This window comes from Streptomyces sp. NPDC041205, assembly GCF_055591765.1.
The window spans coordinates 1-18701 of record NZ_JBVIZH010000006.1 but is presented as its reverse complement, the minus strand read 5'-3'; the positions used below and the strand labels follow the sequence as shown (position 1 = coordinate 18701).

At 71.0% G+C, this 18701-nt stretch carries 14 protein-coding genes; 5 read left to right on the top strand and 9 right to left on the bottom strand.

All coding sequences use genetic code 11. From position 1 onward, the window contains the following. The first annotated feature begins 18 nt into the window (after positions 1-18). Positions 19-3669 (top strand): hydantoinase B/oxoprolinase family protein, encoded by a 3651-nt coding sequence (locus ACZ6BG_RS25180; protein WP_469005322.1) that lies wholly within the window; start codon positions 19-21, stop codon positions 3667-3669. 42 nt (positions 3670-3711) lie between these two features. Next, the gene (locus ACZ6BG_RS25175; protein ID WP_468453445.1) at positions 3712-4317 is read left to right on the top strand and encodes a GTP-binding protein; all 606 of its coding nucleotides are present in this window, start codon (positions 3712-3714) and stop codon (positions 4315-4317) included. A gap of 115 nt (positions 4318-4432) precedes the next feature. On the opposite strand, the gene glpK is transcribed toward ACZ6BG_RS25175, so the two are convergent. The 5 genes from glpK to ACZ6BG_RS25150 all read right to left on the bottom strand — a co-directional run bounded on the left by glpK (position 4433) and on the right by ACZ6BG_RS25150 (position 9634). After that, positions 4433-5953 (bottom strand): glycerol kinase GlpK, encoded by a 1521-nt coding sequence (glpK, locus tag ACZ6BG_RS25170; RefSeq protein WP_469005320.1) that lies wholly within the window; start codon positions 5951-5953, stop codon positions 4433-4435. Between the two features lie 24 nt (positions 5954-5977). Further along, positions 5978-6730 (bottom strand): MIP/aquaporin family protein, encoded by a 753-nt coding sequence (locus ACZ6BG_RS25165; RefSeq protein ID WP_469005317.1) that lies wholly within the window; start codon positions 6728-6730, stop codon positions 5978-5980. Positions 6731-7146: 416 nt separating this feature from the next. Beyond that, positions 7147-8337: a lipid-transfer protein gene (locus ACZ6BG_RS25160; protein ID WP_469006176.1), complete on the bottom strand. Its 1191-nt coding sequence runs from the start codon at positions 8335-8337 to the stop codon at positions 7147-7149. Next, positions 8334-8789: a Zn-ribbon domain-containing OB-fold protein gene (locus ACZ6BG_RS25155; protein ID WP_469005315.1), complete on the bottom strand. Its 456-nt coding sequence runs from the start codon at positions 8787-8789 to the stop codon at positions 8334-8336. The genes ACZ6BG_RS25160 and ACZ6BG_RS25155 overlap by 4 nt, the downstream gene beginning before the upstream one ends. Positions 8790-8821: 32 nt before the next feature. Beyond that, positions 8822-9634: a M15 family metallopeptidase gene (locus ACZ6BG_RS25150; protein WP_469005313.1), complete on the bottom strand. Its 813-nt coding sequence runs from the start codon at positions 9632-9634 to the stop codon at positions 8822-8824. 71 nt (positions 9635-9705) lie between these two features. Between ACZ6BG_RS25150 and ACZ6BG_RS25145 the strand changes: the two genes are divergently transcribed. Continuing rightward, on the top strand, positions 9706-10239 hold the full coding sequence (locus ACZ6BG_RS25145; RefSeq protein WP_469005311.1) for an NUDIX domain-containing protein: 534 nt from the start codon (positions 9706-9708) through the stop codon (positions 10237-10239). A gap of 91 nt (positions 10240-10330) precedes the next feature. Here ACZ6BG_RS25145 and ACZ6BG_RS25140 read toward each other — a convergent pair whose 3' ends face one another. Next, positions 10331-12688: a glycoside hydrolase family 31 protein gene (locus tag ACZ6BG_RS25140; protein ID WP_469005309.1), complete on the bottom strand. Its 2358-nt coding sequence runs from the start codon at positions 12686-12688 to the stop codon at positions 10331-10333. A gap of 341 nt (positions 12689-13029) precedes the next feature. Here ACZ6BG_RS25140 and ACZ6BG_RS25135 point away from each other — a divergent pair, with 341 nt between their 5' ends. Continuing rightward, on the top strand, positions 13030-15012 hold the full coding sequence (locus ACZ6BG_RS25135; RefSeq protein ID WP_469005307.1) for an acetoacetate--CoA ligase: 1983 nt from the start codon (positions 13030-13032) through the stop codon (positions 15010-15012). A 79-nt stretch (positions 15013-15091) separates the two neighbouring features. After that, complete coding sequence (locus ACZ6BG_RS25130; RefSeq protein WP_469005305.1) at positions 15092-15985, top strand: hypothetical protein; 894 nt, start codon at positions 15092-15094, stop codon at positions 15983-15985. A 103-nt stretch (positions 15986-16088) separates the two neighbouring features. Here ACZ6BG_RS25130 and ptsP read toward each other — a convergent pair whose 3' ends face one another. The 3 genes from ptsP to ACZ6BG_RS25115 all read right to left on the bottom strand — a co-directional run. After that, positions 16089-17759 (bottom strand): phosphoenolpyruvate--protein phosphotransferase, encoded by a 1671-nt coding sequence (gene ptsP / locus ACZ6BG_RS25125; protein WP_468453461.1) that lies wholly within the window; start codon positions 17757-17759, stop codon positions 16089-16091. A gap of 81 nt (positions 17760-17840) precedes the next feature. Next, positions 17841-18290 carry a PTS sugar transporter subunit IIA gene (locus ACZ6BG_RS25120; protein WP_469005303.1) on the bottom strand — a complete coding sequence of 150 codons (450 nt, stop codon included), beginning with the start codon at positions 18288-18290 and terminating at the stop codon, positions 17841-17843. A gap of 216 nt (positions 18291-18506) precedes the next feature. Beyond that, a partial coding sequence (locus tag ACZ6BG_RS25115; protein ID WP_469005301.1) for a hypothetical protein occupies positions 18507-18701 on the bottom strand: 195 nt, incomplete at its 5' end.

The window sequence follows — 18701 nt, the reverse complement described above, 5'->3', positions numbered from 1 at the left end:
GAAAGCGGGGATTGAGACGTGACAGGCTGGCAGTTCTGGGTCGACAGGGGCGGTACGTTCACGGACGTCGTCGCGCGCCGCCCGGACGGCGGACTGCTCACCCACAAGCTCCTGTCGGACAATCCGGCGCGCTATGCCGACGCGGCGGTCGCGGGCATCCGTGAACTCCTCGCCGAGGCGGGCGTCCCGGCCGCCGACACCGCGCGCGGAGTCGGCGACGTACGCATCGACGCCGTCCGCATGGGCACCACCGTCGCCACCAACGCCCTCCTGGAGCGCAAGGGCGAGCCCACCGCCCTCGTCATCACCCGGGGCTTCCGCGACGCGCTGCGCATCGCCTTCCAGAACCGCCCGCAGATCTTTGCCCGTGACATCGTTCTCCCCGAAGAGCTATACGATCGCGTCATCGAGTACGACGAGCGGGTCGGCGCCGACGGCGAGGTCCTGCGCGCCCCCGACCTCGACGGCCTCGCCGAAGCCCTGCGGCAGGCCCATGACGACGGCATCCGCGCCGTCGCCGTCGTGTGCGTGCACAGCCATCTCTACCCGGCCCACGAGCAGGCGGCCGGTGACCTCGCGCGCCGCACCGGATTCCCGCAGGTCTCGCTCTCCAGCGAGGTCAGCCCCCTGATGAAGCTCGTCCCGCGCGGCGACACCGCGGTCGTCGACGCCTATCTGTCGCCCGTCCTGCGGCGCTACGTCCAGCACGTCGCCGCCGAACTCCAGGGCGTGCGGCTGATGTTCATGCAGTCCAACGGCGGGCTCGCGGACGCCGGACAGTTCCGCGGCAAGGACGCCATCCTCTCCGGGCCCGCCGGCGGCATCGTGGGGATGGCCCGCATGTCGAAGCTCGCCGGGTTCGACCGGGTCATCGGCTTCGACATGGGCGGCACGTCGACGGACGTCTCGCACTACGCCGGGGAGTACGAGCGGGTCTTCACGACGCAGATCGCGGGCGTACGACTGCGTGCCCCCATGCTCGACATCCACACCGTCGCCGCGGGCGGCGGCTCCGTGCTGCACTTCGACGGCAGCCGCTACCGCGTGGGCCCCGACTCGGCGGGCGCGGACCCGGGGCCCGCGAGCTACCGCGGCGGCGGCCCGCTGACCGTCACCGACGCCAACGTCGCCCTCGGCCGCATCCAAGCGGCCCACTTCCCCCGGGTGTTCGGCCCCGACGGCGACCAGCCGCTCGACGACGCGCTGGTGCGCCGCAGGTTCACCGAACTCGCGCGGGAGATCACCGAGCGGACCGGGGACGACCGCACCCCGGAGCAGGTCGCCGAGGGCTACCTCCAGATCGCCGTCGCCAACATCGCCGCCGCCGTCAAGCGCATCTCGGTCCAGAAGGGCCACGACGTCACGCGCTACGCCCTGACGACGTTCGGCGGCGCGGGGGGCCAGCACGCGTGCATGGTGGCCGACTCGCTCGGCATCCGCACCGTCCTCGTACCTCCCATGGCGGGCGTCCTGTCCGCGCTCGGCATCGGCCTCGCCGACACGACGGCCATGCGTGAACAGTCCGTGGAGGCGCCCCTGGAGGCCTCCGCGATGCCCCAGGTCCACAAGACGGCCGACGACCTGGAGACCGCCGCCCGCGCCCAGCTCACCGCCGAGGACGTGCCGGCCGACCGCGTGCACGTCAGGCGCCGGGCCCACCTGCGCTACGACGGCACGGACACCGCTCTCACTGTCGAGCTGACCGACCCCGCCGCCATGACCCGCGCTTTCGAGGAACAGCACCGCGCCACCTACTCCTTCACCCTGGACCGTCCCGTCGTCGTCGAAGCCCTCTCCGTGGAGGCCACCGGCCGCACCGAACCCCCGGACCTGTCGGTGCTCGGCGCCACCACCGTGCGCGGCCCCGCGCGGACCGTGCGCCTGCACACGGGCGGCTCCTGGCGCGAGGTGCCCCTGCACCGGCGCGAGGAACTCCCTCCAGGCGAGCGGGTCACCGGACCCGCGATCATCACGGAGGCCAGTGCCACCACGGTCGTCGACGCGGGCTGGGGCGCGGCCATGACCGACGACGGGCACCTGGTCATGGAACGGGTGGCGGCGCCCGCGAGTTCCGACGCCGGAACGGAGGCCGACCCGGTCCTCCTCGAAGTCTTCAACAACCTCTTCATGTCCATCGCCGAGCAGATGGGCGCCCGCCTGGAGTCCACCGCCCAGTCGGTCAACATCAAGGAGCGGCTCGACTTCTCCTGCGCCCTGTTCGACCCGGACGGCAATCTCGTCGCCAACGCCCCGCACATCCCCGTCCACCTCGGCTCCATGGGCACCAGCGTCAAGGAGGTCATCCGCCGCCGCGGCACCACCATGCGGCCGGGCGACGCCTACGCGGTCAACGACCCTTACCACGGAGGGACGCACCTCCCGGACGTCACCGTCATCACCCCCGTCTTCGACACCCCCGGAGAGCGGATCCTCTTCTACGTGGCCTCGCGCGGCCACCACGCGGAGATCGGCGGCATCGCGCCCGGCTCCATGCCCGCGCACAGCCGCACCATCGACGAGGAGGGCATCCTCTTCGACAACTGGCTGCTCGTGGAGGCCGGACGCTTCCGCGAGGCCGAGACCCTGGCCCTGCTGACGGAGACCCGCTACCCCTCCCGCAACCCCGCCACGAACCTCGCCGACCTGCGGGCCCAGATCGCGGCCAACCAGAAGGGCGTCGACGAAGTGGCCCGCATGATCGACGACTTCGGGCTCGACGTCGTCCAGGCCTACATGCGGCACGTCCAGGACAACGCCGAGGACTCCGTACGCCGCGTCATCGACACCCTGGAGGAAGGCGCGTTCTCCTATGAGACCGATTCCGGTGCCGTGATCCGGGTGCGCGTCTCCGTAGACCGCGAACAACGAACGGCGGCCGTCGACTTCACCGGCACGTCACCCCAGCTGGCCACCAACTTCAACGCCCCCTTCGCCGTGGTCAACGCCGCCGTCCTGTACGTCTTCCGCACCCTGGTCGCCGACGACATCCCCCTCAACGACGGCTGTCTGCGGCCGCTGCGCATCATCGTGCCGACGGGGACCTTCCTGTCGCCGCGACCGCCCGCCGCCGTCGTCGCGGGCAACGTGGAGACCTCACAGGCGATCACCGGCGCCCTCTACGGAGCGCTGCGCGTCCAGGCCGAGGGCTCCGGCACCATGAACAACGTCACCTTCGGCAACGACCGGTACCAGTACTACGAGACCGTGGCCTCAGGCTCCGGCGCGGGCGACGGTTTCCACGGCGCGTCCGTCGTGCAGACCCACATGACCAACTCCCGGCTCACCGACCCCGAAGTCCTCGAATGGCGTCTACCCGTCGTCCTGGAGGAGTTCGCGGTGCGTGCCGGCAGCGGAGGCGACGGCCGCTGGCGTGGCGGGAACGGCGCCGTACGCCGCATCCGCTTCCGCGAGCCCATGACCGTCTCCACGCTGTCCCAGCACCGCGTGGTGCCGCCCTACGGGATGGCGGGCGGCGAGCCGGGCGCGCTCGGCGCGGGCCGCGTGGAGCGCGCCGACGGCAGCGTCGTACGGCTCGCCGGCAGCGACTCCGCCGACGCGGGCCCCGGCGACGTACTCGTGATCGAAACTCCCGGGGGCGGAGGGTACGGCTCGCCGTCCCACGCACCGTCCGGCCCACCGGCCGCTCCCGAATCACCTCACCCCAACTGACGCACGCGACACCACTGATGACTGATGCAGGAGAAGAGAGCAATGATCTTCAAGCGTTCTGAGCGCGGTACGGCCCCTGTCGAGCCGGTCACGCTGAAGATCCTGGTCGCGGGCGGTTTCGGCGTCGGCAAGACGACCCTCGTCGGCGCGGTCAGCGAGATCAAGCCCCTGCGCACGGAGGAAGCCCTCAGCGAGGCCGGCCGGCCCGTCGACGACACCAACGGCGTCCCGGGCAAGAACACCACCACCGTGGCCATGGACTTCGGCCGGATCACCCTGCGCGAGGACCTGGTCCTGTATCTCTTCGGCACCCCGGGCCAGGACCGTTTCTGGTTCCTGTGGGACGAGCTGGCGACCGGTGCGCTCGGGGCCGTCGTGCTCGCCGACACCCGCCGCCTGGAGGACTGCTTCGCCGCCGTCGACTACTTCGAGCGCCGCTCCATACCCTTCGTCGTCGGCGTCAACTGCTTCGAAGGCGCGACGCGTTACCCGTCCGACGCGGTACGCCACGCCCTGGACCTCGACGAGAGCACTCCCGTGGTGCTGTGCGACGCGCGCGAGAAGGAGTCCGTGAAGGATGTCCTGATCGACGTGGTGGAGCACGCGATGGCGGTCGGGGCGGCGGCCAGGCAGCCGGTCGCGACCTGATACGACGACCGCGCACCGGCCACGCGCGCGTGGAGGGCCGTGCGGCGCTCCACGCGCGCGTGCCTGCCGCGTGTGCCTCGGCCGGGGCGAGGGCCTCGGCCGCGCGGCAAGCGGCTCAGCCCTCGCCGTCGTCGAGCCACCCGAAGCTGCGCTCGACCGCCTTGCGCCAGTTGCGGTACTCGCGCTCGCGCTCCGTGTCCGCCATCTGCGGCGTCCACTCGGCGTCGCGCTGCCAGTGGGCCTTCAGCTCGTCCAGGTCGTTCCACACGCCCGTGGCGAGCCCGGCGGCGTACGCGGCGCCCAGGCACGTCGTCTCGGACACCCGCGGCCGGATCACGGGCACACCGAGGACGTCTGCCTGGTGCTGCATCAGCAGATTGTTCTTGGTCATGCCGCCGTCCACCTTCAAGGTGGTGATGCGCACCCCGGAGTCCTGGTACATCGCGTCGACGACTTCACGGGTCTGCCAGCTCGTCGCCTCCAGGACCGCACGCGCCAGATGGGCCTTGGTGACGTAGCGCGTGAGGCCGGTGACGACACCGCGCGCGTCGGAGCGCCAGTACGGCGCGAAGAGGCCGGAGAACGCGGGCACGATGTACGCGCCGCCGTTGTCGTCCACGCTCGCGGCCAGCGACTCGATCTCGTCGGCGCTGCGGATGATGCCGAGCTGGTCGCGGAACCACTGCACCAGGGCCCCGGTGATCGCGATGGAGCCCTCCAGGCAGTACACGGGAGCCTCGGAGCCGATCTTGTAGCCCATGGTCGTGAGCAGGCCGCTCTTGGACGGCACGGGTCGGTTGCCGGTGTTGAGGAGCAGGAAGCTGCCTGTCCCGTAGGTGTTCTTGGCCGTCCCGGTGTCGTAGCAGGCCTGTCCGAAGATCGCCGCCTGCTGGTCGCCGAGCGCGGAGGCGACGGGCACGCCCGCGAGCTGCCCGACGGCCGTCCCGTAGCACTCGGCCGACGACCTGATCTCCGGCAGGACCCCCTCGGGGACGTTCATCGCCGACAGGATCGAGGAGTCCCACTGCAGGGTCTCCAGGTTCATCAGCATCGTGCGTCCGGCGTTGGTGACGTCGGTGACGTGCACACCGCCGTCGGTGCCGCCGGTGAGGTTCCAGATGAGCCAGGAGTCGATGGTGCCGAAGGCGATGTCGCCGCGCTCGGCGCGGGCCCGCAGCCCGGGGACGTTGTCGAGCAGCCAGGCCGCCTTCGGCCCGGAGAAGTAGCTCGCCAGCGGCAGTCCCGTCCGCTCCCGGAAGCGGTCCTGGCCGTCGGTGCCCCCCAGTTCGTTGCAGAGCGCCGATGTCCGGGTGTCCTGCCAGACGATCGCGTTGTGGACCGGCTTGCCCGTGGAGCGGTCCCACAGGACCGTCGTCTCGCGCTGGTTGGTGATGCCGAGCGCGCTCAGCTGGTCCGCGCGCAGCCCGGCCTTGGCGATGGCGCCCGCGACGACCGCCTGCACCTTGGACCAGATCTCGGTGGCGTCGTGCTCCACCCAGCCGGGCTTGGGGAAGATCTGCCGGTGCTCGCGCTGGTCCACGGCGACGATCGCGCCGTCCCTGTTGAAGATGATGCAGCGGCTCGAGGTGGTGCCCTGGTCGATTGCGGCGACGAATTTCTCGGAGCTGTCCGTCATGGCTACCCCTTGGAGGAAGGCTGCTCAGAAGGCTGCGTTGTAGATGAGTCCCGCGAGGAGCCCGCCGATCAGCGGCCCGGCGACCGGAACCCAGGCGTAACTCCAGTCGGACGTGCCCTTGTTGGGGATCGGCAGGAAGTGGTGCACGATGCGCGGGCCGAGGTCACGCGCGGGGTTGATGGCGTAGCCGGTGGGCCCGCCGAGCGAGAGACCGATGCCGACGACGAGGAACGAGACGATCAGGATCTGGGTGCCGGAGGTGCCGAGGCCCTTGGTGAGCCCGAAGGCGAGGATGGGCAGGACCAGGCCGACGGTCCCGATGATCTCGGTCAGCAGGTTCGCCACCGGGTTCCTGATCTCCGGGATGGTGGAGAAGATGCCGAGGGTCGGCGTGGGGCTGTCCGTGCCCGGCGCGTCCTTGGTCCCGCGCGTCACGTTGGCGTTGAACTGCGCGAGATAGGCCAGGTACGCGAGAACGGCGCCCAGCACGGCGCCGATCATCTGCCCTGCCAGATAGATCCAGACCTTGTCCCACTTGTCGGTGTCGACGGCGATGCCGAGGGTGACGGCCGGGTTGAGGTGGCCGCCGGACAGCGGCGCGGCGGTGTACGCGCCCGCCATCACGCCGAAGCCCCAGCCGAACGCGATGACGATCCACCCGGAGGCCTTGGCCTTCGAGTGGTTGAGGGTGACGGCGGCACACACGCCGGCGCCGAAGAGAATCAGAATCGCGGTGCCGATGATCTCACCGACGAAGATGTCCCCATTCGAGTACATGGCGGCTCCTAGGCCTTCGCCCGGGGTGGTGGGCCCCGGTACTCCGTGCAGGGTTCGTTTCCCACGACTACTGCCCGGCCATCGCCAGCCGCGTCAGCCGAAGGCAGGGGAGTCCCGCGCCCCGCCCGGCCTCGGTGACGAGTGTGCCGTCACAGTCGAATCGCCCATGGGGGATGCCCGTTGAACTGGCTCGTTGCGCGGAGCCATCGAGCGCACGGGCCCTGAGCGGCGGAGTGCCGAAGAGCGGCGATGCCGACTGACACCGGGAAGTGTTCACCGGTGGTGATGGAGCGTCAAGGTCGCGGACGACACGGGTTAACCGGCGTGAGGCCTTCCGAGCAGGAGGCCCCAGGGAGCCGCTGTACGGCCTCTCCCGGGGCGCCCCGCGATGCCCCGACGCGGTGCCCGCGCGGGTGTCAGCGCACCGCCACCACCGACGAGCCGTGCCCGAACAGCCCCTGGTTCGCGGTGATCCCCACCCGTGCCCCCTCGACCTGCCGCACGCCCGCAGCCCCCCGCAACTGCCAGGTCAGCTCGCAGACCTGGGCGATGGCCTGGGCAGGGACGGCCTCTCCGAAGGAGGCGAGGCCGCCGCTGGTGTTCACGGGTATGCGCCCGCCGGGCGCGGTCGCCCCGTCCCGCAGGAGCTTGGCCCCATCGCCCTCACCGCACAGCCCCAAGTCCTCGTACCACTGGAGCTCCAGGGCCGTCGACAGGTCGTACACCTCCGCCAGGGAGAGGTCGTCCGGGCCGATCCCCGCTTCCTCGTACGCGGCGTGGGCGACGGACGCGCGGAACGCGTGCTCGGCGGGGCGCACGGCCGCCGCGGAGTCCGTGGCGATGTCCGGCAGGTCCAGGACCGTGTTCGGATACGTCGGCGTGACGGTGGACACCGCCCGGATGCGCACCGGTGCGGCCGTGCTGTGCCGCCGGGCGAACTTCAGGGTGGACAGCACGAGCGCCGCGGCGCCGTCCGAGGTCGCGCAGATGTCGAGCAACCGCAGCGGATCGGCGACGACGGCGGACCCGGCGACCTCCTCGGGGGTGACGGTCTTGCGGTAACGCGCGTGCGGGTTGAGCGCCCCCAGGGCCGCGTTCTTCACCTTGACGTGGGCGAAGTCCTCCAGGGTGTCGCCGTGCACGGCCATGCGGCGGCGGGCGTACAGCGCGAAGTACGCGGGATTCGTGGCGCCGAGGACGCGGAAGCGCAGCCAGTCGGGGTCGTCGGGCCGATCGCCTCCGGCGGGCCGGAAGAACCCCTTCGGGGCGGCGTCGGCGCCGACCACGAGGACCACGTCGGCGAGACCCGCGAGCAGCTGGGCGCGCGCCGTGCCGATCGCCTGGGCCCCCGAGGCGCAGGCCGCGTACACGCTCGTCACGCGCGCCCCCTGCCAGCCGAGGGCCTTCGCGAAGGTCGCCCCCGCCACATACCCGGGATAGCCGCCCCGCACGGTGTCCGCGCCGACGACGGATGTCACGTCCCGCCAGTCGACTCCGGCGTCGGCGAGCGCCGCTCGTGCCGCCACCGTCCCGTACTCGACGAAGCCGCGTCCCCACTTGCCCCAGGGATGCATGCCCACACCGAGCACCGCCACGTCGCCGGTCATGTCGTCACCCCCACCGGTCGCCAGTTCCACGTCGTCCACGTCGTCGACGGATGCTCGGGGTCCGCGCCGAGCACGCCGGGCACCACCTCCACCTCCATGCCGACCTCCAGGTCGGCGACAGACACTCCGGGAGCCGCCTGCCCTAGCACCACCATGCGCTCCGCCGCGAGCTCCACAGCGATCAACGTGTAGGGCTCCCAGGGAAGTTCCGGGTCCGAGAGGTACGGCGCGGGTGGGCGGTAGCGCCCGTCGGTGTACGACCACACCCGCCCGTGCCGCGACAGCGCCATCTCGACCAGCTCGCCCCCGGCGCAGCCCGGATTGCGGCACAGGCCGTCCTCGCGTGGGAAGAAGACGGCCGCGCACTGTGTGCACCGCGTGCCGAGCAGCCGGAAGTCCTCCCCCTCGCCGTCGAACCACCGCGCCACCACGGGCGTACGCACTCGCGACATGTCCCCTCCCGCACCCAGGATCTGACGGAACGTCAGAAGTGTGCCATGGGCAGCGCCCGGCGCGACACCGGGAAGTCGAAGTAGGTGTCGGGGAACGGCTCGGGCTTGTACGTGAAGTGCCACCACTCTTCGGGCAGGTTGACGAAGCCCGTCTTCGCGAGGGTGCCGCGCAGCCGGTCCCGGTTCGCGCGCTGTTTGGCGGTCACGCGGGGGTCGTCGGTGTGCGACAGCGTGTCCATGCAGTCGTATCCGGTGCCCATGTCCACGGAGTTGTCGGGGAATCGCTCACTACGGGGCGCGTAGCAGGGCTTGAGTGGCTCTCCGGGGATGTATGGCCGTGTCGGCTTGGCCGGCAGTCGCACGATCGTGAGGTCGACCGTCGACCCCCTGCTGTGCCCCGATTTCTTGGCGATGTAGCCGTCTTCGAAGAGCCTTGATTTGGCGACCCTCGGGTAGAACTCGGCCTTCATGCGCTCGTCGCGCAGATCCTCGCCCCACCGCACGAACTGGTCGACCGCCCGCTGCGGCCGGTAGCAGTCGTACACCTTCAGGGAGTAGCCCGCGCGCAGGAGGCCGCGCTGAGCCTTGCGCAGGGCCTTCGCCGCGGGTTCGGTGAGGATGCACATCGGTTTGCGGTAGCCGTCGATGCGGTCACCCACGAAGTTGTGCGGGGTGAGGTAACGCATCTCTTGGATGATCGTCGGGTCGACGTCACTCAACGCCACGAAGCCCCTCGGGGCCTGCGGTCCGGTGGCCGCCTGGGCGGGGGACGGGGCTGTGGCCACGGCGAGCAGAGTGGCGGCGGCAACGGTGAGGTTCCGCAGTGCTGGGGCGAATCCTGTCATGTACCCGCATCTATCAGGAGGTTGGTACTCCGCGGAAGACCGCCGCGTCGAGATCGGATACAGTCCGCCGCGTGTCCCCATCCCCGCACCCCACCGACCCGGCCCCGGACTCCCACTGCTCGAGCTGTGGCGCGCTCTACGGAGACCACGTCACGGGCTGGCCCCGCACCTGCCCGGACTGCGAGACAGTGGCCTACCGGAATCCGCTGCCCGTCGCGATCGCCCTCCAACCGGTGTACGACACGAAGGGCACCGGCCTCGTCGTCGTGACCCGGTCCATCGCCCCCGCGCGCGGGGGCACCGCCTTGCCCGGCGGCTACGTGGACCACCGGGAGGACTGGCGGCACGCCGTCGTCCGGGAGCTCAAGGAAGAGACCGGCATCAGCGCGGCGAGCCACGACGTGCGCATCGTCGAGGTGCTCAGCTCACCCGACGGCCACGTGCTCCTCTTCGGGCTGCTTCCGGAACGCTCCGCGGCCGACCTGCCGCAGTCGTCGCCGACAGACGAGACCGAGGGCTGGGAACTGCTGCACCGGCCCGCCGAACTCGCCTTCCCCCTGCACACGTCGGTGGTGCGGGCATGGTTCGAAGGGCGCTACATCTGAGACCGCGGGGCGCCGCCCGGTCGCGCCCGCAGGGCGCTCCGCCACGACCGATGGGGGCGCGGCACACGGTGGCGTGACAGGAGGCCTCGCCTCACATGCCACGCACCCGCACCGCGTACTCCACGGCGGCCCCCTGCTCGTCGCCCTCCTTCTCGACCACAAGCCGCTCACCGCTCCAGCGCACACCGAAGCGCTGGAGCTCCGGCTCCTCCCACCCGTCACCGGCGTCCGCGACCAGCAGACCACTGCCGGAACGTCCCTTCGCCGGCGCCCACACCTCCAGGGCGAGCTGCCCGTCCTCGCCGCGGACGGGGAGCACCGCACCCGCCCGCGCGAGCACCGGTATGCGGGACAGCGGAGCGTCGAGCACGGCCCGTCCAGGGCCCTCGTACGCCCTCTCGGTGGCCGTGTCGTACCACCGGCCCGGCGGGAGCCGTACGGCCCTCCGCGTAGCCCCCTCCTGCAGCACGGGCGCGACCAGCAGACAATCCCCGAGCAGGAACGCGTCCTCGCAGTCCCGCAGAGCCCTGTCCTCCGGGGACCCCCACCACAACGGACGCGCGTACGGCGCACCGGTGAGCCGCGCCAAGTGCGCGAGCGTCACGAAGTACGGCAGCAGCCGTTCGCGCTCGACGAGCGCCACGCGCGCGTGCTCCAACGCCTCGGGGCCGAATTCCCAGGGTTCCCTGCGACCGGCGTGCAGCGCCGCATGCGTACGGAACAGCGGCAGATACGCACCGAGTTGGAACCACCGCAGATACAGCTCGGGCGACGGACTGCCGTCGAAGCCGCCGACGTCGGGGCCCGAGTACGGCACTCCGCACAGGCCGAGCCCCAGCACCAGCGCGAGCGAGGCCCGCAACCCCGGCCAGGTGCTGGCCACATCGCCCGACCACGTCCCTCCGTAGCGCTGCATTCCCGCCCAGCCGGAGCGGGAGAAGAGGAACGGCCTCTCACCGGGGCGCAGTTCGCGCATGCCTTCGTAGCCCGCCCGAGCCATGCACAGGGCGTACACGTTGTGCGCTTCCTGGTGATCGCCACCGTGGCCCTCCAGGGCGTGCCGGGCCGAGCGGGGGAGGGTGGTCTCCCCGAAGGACGCGAACGACACCGGCTCGTTCATGTCGTGCCAGAACCCCGCGAAGCCCTGCGTGAGACGCTCGTCGTAGAGACCGCCCCACCACTTGCGCACCCGCCCGGCCGTGAAGTCCGGGAACACCGCCTCACCGGGCCACACCAGGCCCCGAACGGTACGCCCCGCCGCATCCCGCACGAACGCGTCCGCGGCCACTCCGCCGTCGTACACGGCGTTGCCCGGCTCGGCCTTCACCGCGGGGTCCACGATCGACACCAGCTGGATCCCGTCGCCGCGCAGGTCGCCGGCCAGCTTCGGCAGGGACGGGAAGCGCTCCGTGTCCACCGTGAACACCTGGTGGGCGTCGAAGTGGTCGATGTCCAAGTGCACTGCGTCCAGGGGCAGTCCACGCTCCTGGTAGCCCGCGACGATCCGCCGCACCTCTTGCTCACTGCCGAATCCCCACCGCGCGTGATGGTGGCCGAGCGCCCACGCAGGCGGGACCGCGGGCGCACCGGTGAGCGCCGCCCAGGAGTGCAGCACGCGCGCGGGGGTGCCCACCATGACCCAGCAGCGCAGCGGTCCGCCGTCCACACGGACCTCGCACGATCCCGCCCTGTCGTGCCCGGAGCCGGCCCCCTCCTCGCCCTCGCGCACGGTCACCGATCCGTCCCAGGTGTTGTCGTGGAAGACCAGGTGGGTCCCCACGTCGGCGACCACCCACTGCACCGGCATCGTGATGTACAGCGGATCGTCCCCGGGCTCGAAGGAGCCCCCGGGATCGGTGTTCCACAACCGGTACGTCCCATTCCGCAGCCGTGGCCCAGCCGCCCGGCCGCCGAGGCCGAAGAACCGCGCGTCCGGAGCCACCTCGGAGCGCTGCACCCAGCGGGCCGCCCCGCCGCCCACCGGCTCCCACCAGCGCGGCGGCAGATCGCGCCGCAGCATCACCCCACCCGGAGTGTGCAACTCCACCGCGCCGTGCCGCGAGACGACCACCGTCGCCCGCTCCGAGACCACCCGCCAGCCACCCGCCTTGTCGGGCTCGAGCACCGCGCGAGGATCCGCCTCGGGGCTGCCGCCCGCCAAGGCGTAGGACGGCTCGGGCTCGGCCCCGTCCCAGCCCCAGAACACCGCCCCGCCCAACGTGACCCGCACCCGCAGCTCGGACCGCGCGAACCGGACCACGCCACCGCCGGGACCGGGCTCCACGAGGGTCACGGGACCGGGCGTCCGGGCCCGCTCGGCGCCCCGGGGCGGCAGCCCCGTGGCGTCGGTCCGGAGCCGCCGCCACGCCGAGCGCACCATGCGCAACCTCTGGGCCGTGTCGGACAGGCCGACCGTCTTCACCGAACGCACCAGGTCACGACCGTTCATGCTGCTCACCCTGCCATCGAAGGCGGAGCGGGAGGACCGCGTTCAACTGCCGTTCATCCCGAGCGCCGACTAGCGTTACCAACCCTCTCCGTAGACACACGGTGAAGCCCCTCCGGAAACAGCCCACGCGGCGTCCCCAGGAGCGCACCACCACGCCTCTCCGTAGACGTCGTAGTGCACCCCGTAGTGCACCGCCCCACACGGACACCGACCCCTCTGTGCCTGGACACCCTGGTGCGGAAGTCGATCACATGGCATCGTCCGTGTCAGCCGTGTCACGCGCACACCCAGCCCGTGCGCACGACAGCCGCCCACGACGCGCACAGCCCAGGAGCAGCCCCATGTCCTCAGCGAACCCCTCGCCGCTCTGGCAGCCGGACCAGCAGCGGATCGCCGGCGCACAGGTCACGCGCTTCCAGGCATGGGCGGCCGAGCACCACGGAGCGCCCGCCGCAGGGGGATACGAGGCCCTGCACCGCTGGTCCGTCGACGAACTCGACACCTTCTGGAAAGCCGTCACCGAATGGTTCGACGTGCGCTTCTCCACGCCCTACACACACGTGCTCGGCGACCGCTCCATGCCGGGCGCCGAGTGGTTCCCGGGCGCCACCCTCAACTACGCCGAGCACGCCCTGCGCGCCGGCGAGGACCCCGCGCGCGCCGACACCCCGGCCATCCTGTACGTCGACGAGTCGCACGGCCCGACGCCGCTCACCTGGTCCGAACTGCGCCGCCAAGTGGGCTCCCTGGCCGCGGAGCTGCGCGGTCTCGGCGTGCGCCCCGGAGACCGTGTCAGCGGCTACCTGCCGAACATCCCCGAGGCCGTCGTCGCCCTCCTCGCCACCGCCGCCGTCGGCGCCGTCTGGACCTCCTGCGCGCCCGACTTCGGCGCCCGCAGCGTCCTCGACCGCTTCCAGCAGGTGGAACCGGTCGTGCTCTTCACCGTCGACGGCTACCGCTACGGGGGCAAGGAGCACGACCGCCGCGACACCGTCGCCGAACTGCGCCGCGAACTGCCCACCGTGCGCGCGGTCGTGCACATCCCTCAACTCGGCACTCCGGCCCCCGAGGGCGCCCTGGAGTGGTCCGCGCTCACCTCGGCCGACACGGTCCCCGTCTTCGAAGCCGTGCCGTTCGACCACCCCCTGTGGGTGCTCTACTCCTCCGGCACGACCGGCCTGCCCAAGGCGATCGTCCAGTCCCAGGGCGGCATCCTCGTCGAGCACCTCAAGCAGGTCGGCCTGCACTGCGACCTCGGCCCCGACGACCGGTTCTTCTGGTACACGTCCACCGGCTGGATGATGTGGAACTTCCTTGTCTCCGGCCTGCTCACGGGCACGACGATCGTCCTGTACGACGGCAGCCCCGGCTATCCCGACACGGCCGCCCAGTGGCGTGTGGCCGAGCGCACCGGAGCGACACTCTTCGGGACGTCGGCCGCGTACGTCATGGCCTGCCGCAAGGCGGACGTGCACCCCGCGCGTGACTTCGACCTCTCGCGCGTGCAGTGCGTCGCCACCACCGGCTCACCCCTTCCGCCCGACGGATTCCGCTGGCTGCACGACGAGTTCGCCGACGCCTCCGGGGAGGTGTGGATCGCCTCCGTCAGTGGAGGTACCGACGTCTGCTCCTGCTTCGCCGGAGCCGTGCCGACGCTGCCCGTCCACATCGGCGAACTCCAGGCTCCCTGCCTCGGCACCGACCTGCAGGCCTGGGACCCCCAGGGCAAGCCACTCGTCGACGAGGTCGGCGAACTCGTGGTCACCAACCCCATGCCGTCCATGCCGATCCGCTTCTGGAACGACCCCGACGGCAGCCGCTACCACGACAGCTACTTCGACACCTACCCCGGAGTCTGGCGCCACGGCGACTGGATCACCCTCACGTCACGCGGCTCCGTCGTCATCCACGGCCGCTCCGACTCGACGCTCAACCGCCAGGGCGTACGCATGGGCTCGGCCGACATCTACGAAGCCGTCGAGCGACTCCCGGAAATCCGCGAATCCCTGGTGATCGGCGTCGAACAGCCCGATGGCGGGTACTGGATGCCCCTGTTCATCCACCTCGCCCCGGGCGCCGCCCTCGACGACGACCTGCGCGCCCGCATCAAGCAGACCATCCGCGCGGAACTCTCGCCCCGCCACGTCCCGGACGAGATCATCGAAGTCCCCGGCATCCCGCACACCCTCACGGGCAAGCGCATCGAAGTCCCGGTCAAGCGCCTCCTCCAGGGCACCCCGCTTGAGAAGGCGGTCAACGCGGGCTCCGTCGACAACACCGAACTCCTCCGCTTCTACGAGCAACTGGCCCGCGAACGAAACTGAGACCCGCACTCTCAGCGGTCACTGTCAGTGCCTACCGTTACGGTGAGTGAGCATTGATCGGCTGACCGCAGGGGGAATCATGGGGCACACCCAGCACGACACGATGCGACGCGCCCTGCGCCGCGAAGTCGCCGGCACCATCGGCCTGCTGGCCGACGCCGAGGACTTCGCGGCGATGCGCCGCTATCGCAGCTTCACCTTCGACGACCACGTGACGTATCTGCAGCAGGTGGAGGCACTGCTCAAGACCTTGTCCGCCCAGGGCAGGCTGACCAGCGTCGCCCTCTTCGACCCGGAGGCGTATATCGAGTTCTGCGCCGAGACGGGCCTCGCCCCGGACAGCTCCGCGAGCCGCACCCGCTTCACCGCGGAACTGGCGACCACGGGCCCGACGATGCCGTACGAGGGCCAGGCCCTGGCCGACATCGTCCCCGACCTCGTCGACGAGACCGTCCGGCAGAGCACCTGGGAGTACGGGACCATGCTCCTGGCCCGCATCGGCGCGTGCGCGGACTGCGGTGTCGACATCGGACGCGCCGCCTTCGCCAGGGCCTCCGACCTGCTCATGCGCGCCATCAGCAGCGGTGGCCCGGTCGCCCGCCACCTCGTGTGCAGCGTCCCGTGCGAGGGCCAGACCCTCCTCGCCGCACTGCACGTCGAGTGCGACGACGACGGCAATCCCCAACTGGACGAAACGGAAGCCCTGGAGCTCACCACGGTTCTGGCGGTGGGCATCGCCACCGTAAGCGCGGGCGGCCTGGTGATGCGCACCAACGACGGCACCCGTGACCGCGTCCAAGGCTGGCGCCTGGAGGGCGAGCGCCTGCACCCGCTCACGGCCGCAGAAGTCTTCGACGCCTACTGCACCGACGCGCTCTCCGGCGACCTCATCGCCCCCGAGTCCGGCGTCGACTACTGCGCCGCACCCGACCTGGGCGGCGAGGCCACGCAAGAAGGGGGACACCACCACTGAACATCGAAGGGGCGCCCCACCCACGCGGGTGGAGCGCCCCTTCCACAGAGCCGGACCGACGCGGGACAGCCGCCGAACGGCAACCCAAGACAGCCGAAGCCGACTACTCGCCGGACAGCACCGCCTGCGCCGCCTTGCGAGCCTCTTCGGCGCTGTCCGCGGCACGGGCCGCAGCCGCGGCGCGCTCGCACTGGGCCAGCGTGTACTTGGCCAGCGTCGCCCGGACGTAAGGAATCGACGCCGCACCCATCGACAAGGAGGTGACACCCAGACCGGTCAGCACACAGGCCAGCAACGGGTCGGACGCGGCCTCGCCGCACACGCCGCAGCTCTTGCCCTCGGCCTTGGCCGACTCGGCGGACAGGGCGACCAGGTCGAGCAGCGCCGGCTGCCACGGGTCCTGGAGCCGGGACACGGCACCGACCTGCCGGTCGGCGGCGAAGGTGTACTGCGCGAGGTCGTTGGTGCCGAGCGAAAGGAACTCGACCTCCTGCAGGATCGAGCGAGCCCGCAGTGCGGCGGACGGAATCTCCACCATGGCACCGAACTTGGCCCGCAGCCCCGCCTCACGGCACGCGTCGGCGAACGCCTTGGCGTCGGCACGGTCCGCGACCATCGGAGCCATGACCTCGAGGTAGACGGGGAGCCCCTCCGCGGCCTTGGCCAGCGCGGTCAGCTGAGTCCGCAGCACTTCGGGGTGGTCGAGGAGCGAACGCAGGCCGCGCACACCGAGCGCCGGGTTCGGCTCGTCGGTCGGCGTCAGGAAGTCGAGCGGCTTGTCCGCACCGGCGTCGAGCACGCGCACGACGACACGGCCCTCGGGGAAGGCTTCGAGGACCTGACGGTAGGCCTCGACCTGCTTCTCCTCGGTCGGCGCCTTGGTGCTGTCGTCGAGGAAGAGGAACTCCGTACGGAACAGACCGACGCCCTCGGCACCCGCCTCGACTGCCGCGGGTACGTCGGCGGGACCGCCGACGTTCGCGAGGAGCGGCACCTTGTGTCCGTCCGACGTGGCGCCGGGACCGGTCGACGCGGCGAGCGCGGCCTTGCGCGCGGCAGCGGCGGCCTCCAGCTCGGCACGCTTCTCCGCGCTGGGGTCGACGAAGATCTCGCCGGTGCTGCCGTCCACGGCCACGACCGTGCCCTCGGCGAGTTCACCGGCGCCGGGCAGCGCGACGACGGCGGGCACTCCGAGCGCCCGCGCCAGGATCGCGCTGTGGCTGGTCGGCCCGCCCTCCTCGGTGACGAAGCCGAGCACGAGCGCCGGGTCGAGCAGCGCGGTGTCCGCGGGCGCGAGGTCACGGGCGATGAGCACGTACGGCTCGTCGCTGTCCGGCACACCCGGCATGGGAACGCCCAGCAGTCGCGCGACGATGCGGTTCCGCACGTCGTCGAGGTCCGCGACGCGACCGGCCATGTACTCACCCGCGCCCGCGAGGAGCTCGCGGTAGTGGGAGAACGCGTCGTAGATGCCGCGCTCGGCCGTGCTGCCGACGGCGACGCGTCGGTCCACGTCGGCCATGAGCTCCGGGTCCTGAGCGATCATCGCCTGGGCTTCGAGGACCGCCTGGGCCTCGCCGCCTGCCAGGTTGCCGCGCGCCATCAGGTCGGCGGCCACAGCCTCGACGGCCTTGCGGGCGCGCCCCTGTTCGCGCTCCGCGTCCTCCGCCGGGATCTGCTTGGCCGGCGGCTCGAGGACCGCCGTGCCCATGTGCCGAACCTCGCCGATCGCCACCCCGTGGCTCACGCCGACGCCTCGCAGCGTTGTCTCCATTTCACCCGTCTCCGCTAGTGCGACGGGCCCAGCCGCCGCGGTGGTTGTCCTACCTGCCGTCGGTCGCCGACGGCGCTGACGTCACTTCCAGCTGAAGAGAGCGTCGCCGGCCTTCACATCGCCGGACTCGACGAGGTCGCCCAGGGACTCGCTCGTCGCCTCGAGCGCCACGATGGGGCAGATGGGGGACTTGCCGGCGGCCTCGACGGCGGCCGGGTCCCAGCGCACCACGGTCTGACCGCGCTGCACCGTGTCCCCCTTGTTGACGAGGAGCTCGAAGCCCTCTCCATTGAGCTGAACGGTGTCGATGCCCAGGTGCGTCAGCACGCCGTGGCCCTGGTCGTCCACGACGACGAAGGCGTGCGGGTGAAGAGATACGACGATGCCGTCGACGGGAGCGACGGCCTCGGAGGGCTCACGAACCGGGTCGATGGCCGTGCCGGGGCCGACCATCGCGCCTGAGAAGACGGGGTCAGGGACCGCGGCGAGTCCGATCGCGCGTCCAGCAAGCGGGGACGAAACGCTGGTCATGGCAAGCCTCCCAGGGGGTGGAGAATCGTTACCGCCGTCACTACCTGTCCTGGACGACGCACTGTTCAGAAGGGTAAGTCATAGGAAGTCCCGGTTCCGCATGAGAGGTCCCGGTTGGCAGGTGTAGAAGCACTGCACAAACGATTTGCGCCGACCCGAACGTCGTTGTAGAGTCGGACTCCTGCCCAGCGCCGAACGACGCACTCAGCGTCGAGGTCAGGCAGCAACTATCGAGTCAGATCCTATCTTGGGGTTTGGTTCTGCATGCCCACAGAGCATCGTGGTCAGAGAGCCGAAAAAGACCTGATAGAGTTTGGAAACACCGAAGGGAAGCGCCCGGAGGAAAGCCCCAGAGAATGTTCTGCGGGTGAGTACAAAGGAAGCGTCCGTTCCTTGAGAACTCAACAGCGT